General features: G+C 71.4%; 4 protein-coding genes and 1 pseudogene. 1 reads left to right on the top strand and 4 read right to left on the bottom strand.

Annotated elements, in window-relative coordinates:
• Positions 1–191 precede the first annotated feature (191 nt).
• The 4 genes from QH290_RS09260 to QH290_RS09245 all read right to left on the bottom strand — a co-directional run bounded on the left by QH290_RS09260 (position 192) and on the right by QH290_RS09245 (position 3,567).
• On the bottom strand, positions 192–356 hold the full coding sequence (locus QH290_RS09260; protein ID WP_280263134.1) for a hypothetical protein: 165 nt from the start codon (positions 354–356) through the stop codon (positions 192–194).
• A gap of 62 nt (positions 357–418) precedes the next feature.
• Positions 419–2,512: an MMPL family transporter gene (locus tag QH290_RS09255; RefSeq protein ID WP_280263132.1), complete on the bottom strand. Its 2,094-nt coding sequence runs from the start codon at positions 2,510–2,512 to the stop codon at positions 419–421.
• An 8-nt stretch (positions 2,513–2,520) separates the two neighbouring features.
• Positions 2,521–3,054 (bottom strand): WKL family lipoprotein, encoded by a 534-nt coding sequence (locus QH290_RS09250; RefSeq protein WP_280382563.1) that lies wholly within the window; start codon positions 3,052–3,054, stop codon positions 2,521–2,523.
• Positions 3,055–3,195: 141 nt separating this feature from the next.
• A complete protein-coding gene (locus QH290_RS09245) occupies positions 3,196–3,567 on the bottom strand; it encodes a hypothetical protein (RefSeq protein ID WP_280382562.1) in 372 nt (123 codons plus the stop codon).
• 200 nt (positions 3,568–3,767) lie between these two features.
• On the opposite strand from QH290_RS09245, the pseudogene QH290_RS09240 reads away from it, so the two are divergent.
• Positions 3,768–4,129: pseudogene (locus QH290_RS09240) on the top strand (hypothetical protein); the annotation flags it as partial.

Below are 4,129 nucleotides of genomic sequence, written 5' to 3'. Positions count from 1 at the left end.
CATGTACGGCCCGTCGGAGGCCACGGTCGCGGCCACCGCGACCGGCCCGATGGCCGCCGGTCGGCCCGTGCCCATCGGCCTGCCGGTGCGCGGGATGCGGTTGTTCGTGCTCGACGGCCGCCTGCACCCGGTGCCCGCCCGCAGCTCTGATCGTTGTCGGAAAGTGTTGTCGCCCCGCCGGTTTCGGCGGCCTACCGGTCCGTCTGCTCGTCGTCGTCCTCCTCGGGACGCGCATGATCGGGAACGCCGGGGTTGGGATCCCGGGTGAGATCGATCAGCGGATGCACGCCCGCGCCCTCCGGCGCCGCATGTTTGCCCTGGCTCGTCGACTGCTGCGTATCCCCGTCGTTGGTCACGCCCCGCATGTTAACGGAGCCCGATGCTCCGGTTGCGCGCGCCACGCGCGATGGGCCGCCGCTCACCGCCACACCAGCTTCAACACCGCGGGCGTCAGCAGCATGCGGATCACGGTGGCGTCGAGCACCAGTGCCGCGATCATGCCGTAGGCGATGTATTTCATCAGCACCAGATCCGAGAACCCGAACGCGCCGGTGACCACGATGAGGATCGCGGCCGCCGAGGTGATCACGCCGCCGGTGTGGGCGATGCCGTAGCGGATGGCCTCCTCGGGCGGCGCACCCCCCGCGCGGGCCTCGGCCATCCGCGACTGCAGGAACACCTCGTAGTCGGTGGACAGCCCGAACAGCACCGTCACGATCAGCACGAGCACGGCGAACATCAGCGGTCCGGGCGTGAACCGGAACAGCCCCGCGCCGTGCCCCTCGACGAAGATCCAGGTGAGGATCCCGAGGGTGGCGCCGAGGCTCAGCGCGCTCATCACCACCGCCTTCACCGCCAGCACCAGCGACCGGAACGCCGCGTACATCAGCGCCACCGCGGCCAGCACCAGGATCGACGCCAGCAGCGGCAGCCCGTCGATGAGCCCGCGGATCGCGTCGCGTTCGAGCGCGGGCACCCCCGCCACCATCACCCGCACTCCCGGCGGCTCCGGGATGGCACGCAGCGCATCGATCGCCGCGTCCGCGTCGCGCTCGTCGACCAGCCCGGTCGACAGCACGTTCACCCCGCCCGTGGTCGGCGCCGACGCCTCGAACGGACCGGTCAGCCCGGGCGAGAAGTTGGCCTGAAACCGGATGTCGGACAGCTGTTGCGGAGTCGCGCCCGCCACCACCAGCTTCAGCGGTTCGGTGCGGAACTCGGGGAACAGGGCATCGAACCGCTCCTGCGCCACCCGCGCCGGATTGTCCTCGGCCAGATATCGTTCGCTCAGACCGCCGAATTCGATGTGGCGGAACGGGATCAGCAGCGCCAGCAGGCCCAGCACCACCGGCACGATCACCCGCGCCGGGCGGCGCATCGCGAATTGCGCGAGCCGGGAGAAGAATCCGCGATCGATCTGCTCGGCGGTGCGGATGCTGGCGAACCGGCCCCACCCCCACAGATCGATGCGCCGCCCCACGATGCTCAGCGCCGCGGGCAGCGCGGTCACCGACAGCACCGCGGCCAGCAGCACCGCGCTGATCCCGCCGTAGGGCACCGACCGCAGCACCCCGTTGGGATAGATGAACAGCGCGCCCAGGCTCACCGCGATGATCGCCGCCGAGAACAGCACCGTGCGCCCGGCGGTGGCGACCGTGCGCGCGGTCGCGTCCTCGACGCTGCGCCCGGCCGCCAGCTCCTCCCGGAACCGGGTCACCGCGAACAATCCGTAGTCGATCGCCAGGCCCAGGCTCACCAGCGTCACCACCGCGCTGGCGAACACGTTGACCTCGATGTAATCGGTCAGCAGCCGCATCATGCCCTGGGTGCCCAGGATCGTCATGCCGCCGATCAGCACCGGCAGCAGCGCCCCCACCACGCCGCCGAACACGAAATACAGCAGGATCGCCACCAGCGGCAGCGCGATCAGCTCGGCGCGCTGGATGTCGTGCTGCATGCCGATGTTGATGCCCTCGACCACCGGTTGCAGCCCGGCCAGCTGCACCGTCGTGCCGCCCGGGCCCTGTCCCGGCGCGTCCGCGCCCAGCTCCCCCTTGATGGCGAGATAGTTGTTCACCGATTCGGTGTCCTCGCCGCGCAGGCCGATGCTGGCGAAGGCGTGGGTGCGCGAGGCGTCGGCGAACTGGCCCATCATCGGGCCGTCGAAGTAGCTGTCGATCTTCTGGACGCGGTCGGGGAATTCGGTGCGCACCCGGGTCAGGGCCGCGGTCACCGCCTCGCGCACCGGCGGATCGTCGACGGTGCTGCCCGGTGGGGCGGTGTAGAGCACGATGACGTCGGCGTCGCGGTCGCGGCCGAAGGTCTCGTCCGCGAGCTTGGACGCCACCACCGATTCGCTGCGTTCGTCGAACCAGCCGCCCTGGGTCAGCCGCGGCCCCAGGTCGCGGCCGTAGAACCCCGACAGCGCGACGATTCCGACGAACACCGCGAGCACCAGGTACCGGTGGCGGTGCACGAACCGGCCCCACCGCAGCGAATATTCCTGCGCCATACGGGAATTCAGCCGCAGGCCGCGGTCTTGTAGTCGGCCGAGCGCAGGATCCCGCACAGGTCGGCGCGCGAGATCTTCCAGGTGCCGCCGATATCGACGAAGTGCACGATCGTGGTGCGCACGTTGGTGCCGGTGCCGTCCTTGTCCAGGCGCATGGTGGCGGTCAGGGTGCCGTCGCGGTTGTCGAACACCGGATCGGTGACGCCGTAGACGGCGTGCGGATTGTCCTGCATCGCCCGGTACATGTCGGGGATGGCGTCGCGGAAGGCATCCCCGTCCTCGATCAGGGCGGTGCGCTCGCTGTCGGGCAGCGACGGGTCCAGCGCGCGTTTGATCTGCGCGTCGAGTTCGGCGGCGGTCGGCAGCGGCGGACGGTGGGCGCTGCTGACGGCGGCGGCCTGTGAGGACGACGACATCGCGGCATAGGCCGACGAGCGCGCCGCGGCCACCGAGTCCTCGTCCTCCCCGCCGCCGCACGCCGCCGCCAGCACGGCCAGTGCCGCCAGCGGCAGCGCGATGCGGGCCGATCCTCGCAATGCCATCTGCATCCTCACCCGTCGTCGGAAGTAACCGGTCATTCTCCTACAGTCTGTCACGTGTGGCGCCGAGCACGGCGCATGCGCGCGTTGCCGCCGGAAACCGGTGCGGCACAAGGTCTCACCAGCGCACGAGCCGCGGCGGAGCTAGCGGCCCTCGATCACCGAGCCGAGCCTGCCGAGCAGCGCGCGCACGATGGTGGTCTCGCGGCCGGGGTCCCCGGCGGGGTCCGCCGCCGTGGCGGCCGCGATCAGATCGCGCACCGCCGCGGTCACGCTGCGCTCGTCGTCGAGGTCGATATCGGTGACGCGGGCCTCGGCGACGGCGACCACGTCCTCCGGGCCGGGCACGGCGGTGCCGGTGGTGTCGATATCGGCGCGGTAGATCTCGAGGGTGAGCATGGAACGCACGGTGCGGAAGGCGAACGAGCGTCCGTCTCCGGTGGCGCCGAACCCGTGAGCGAACGGACCGACGGTAATGTCTTCGACGATGAATTCAGACGTATGGTCTGTTTTCAACCCGGTCTCCCTGAATCGGCGGCGGTTCACCATCAACGGTAACCCCCGGCACCGACACGACGGGGAGCGCCGATCCGCGGTGTGGCCGAACGCGACACGGCCGGGATGCCGGAACGACCCCGGCACACGGCCCCCGTCCGCGACCATGGTCAGATGAAAAGGTACGCATGAGTCGTCGGCGGTAGTGAGGAGTTCGGTGCATGCACGGTCGCACGCGGAGGGCGCGACGGACCGCGGCGGGACGGCGGGGGTGGCCCCTGGCCCTCGCCGCGGCCGCCACGGTGGCGCTCGGCACGGGATGTTCGTCCTCGGACGGCGATAAGGACCCCGCCCCGGCCGCCGCCCCCGCCCACGCCGCCGCGGCCCCCGTCCCGGCCGCCGCCCCCGCCGGATCGGTGACCGCCGCCGGACCCGTCGCCGCGCTGCTGAGCGAGCCTTCCGGCGGGCGGCTGGTCCTGCTCGACCCCGACGGGGTGACCGTGCGGATCACCGACCCCGGCGGCACCGAACCGGCCCGCACACTCACCCTGCCCGCCCCCGCGGCGGCGCTCGCGCCCGGCGC

This window comes from Nocardia wallacei (genome assembly GCF_029869545.1).
GTDB classification, from domain to species: domain Bacteria; phylum Actinomycetota; class Actinomycetes; order Mycobacteriales; family Mycobacteriaceae; genus Nocardia; species Nocardia wallacei_A.
Note: the sequence above shows the minus strand (reverse complement) of the source record. Positions and strands in the feature narration are given on the sequence as shown.

Excerpts from the sequence above, each read along its gene's own strand:
- QH290_RS09255 (WP_280263132.1), bottom strand. The coding sequence starts at position 2,512 with ATGGCGCAGGAATATTCGCTGCGGTGGGGCCGGTTCGTGCACCGCCAC.
- QH290_RS09250 (WP_280382563.1), bottom strand. The coding sequence starts at position 3,054 with ATGGCATTGCGAGGATCGGCCCGCATCGCGCTGCCGCTGGCGGCACTG.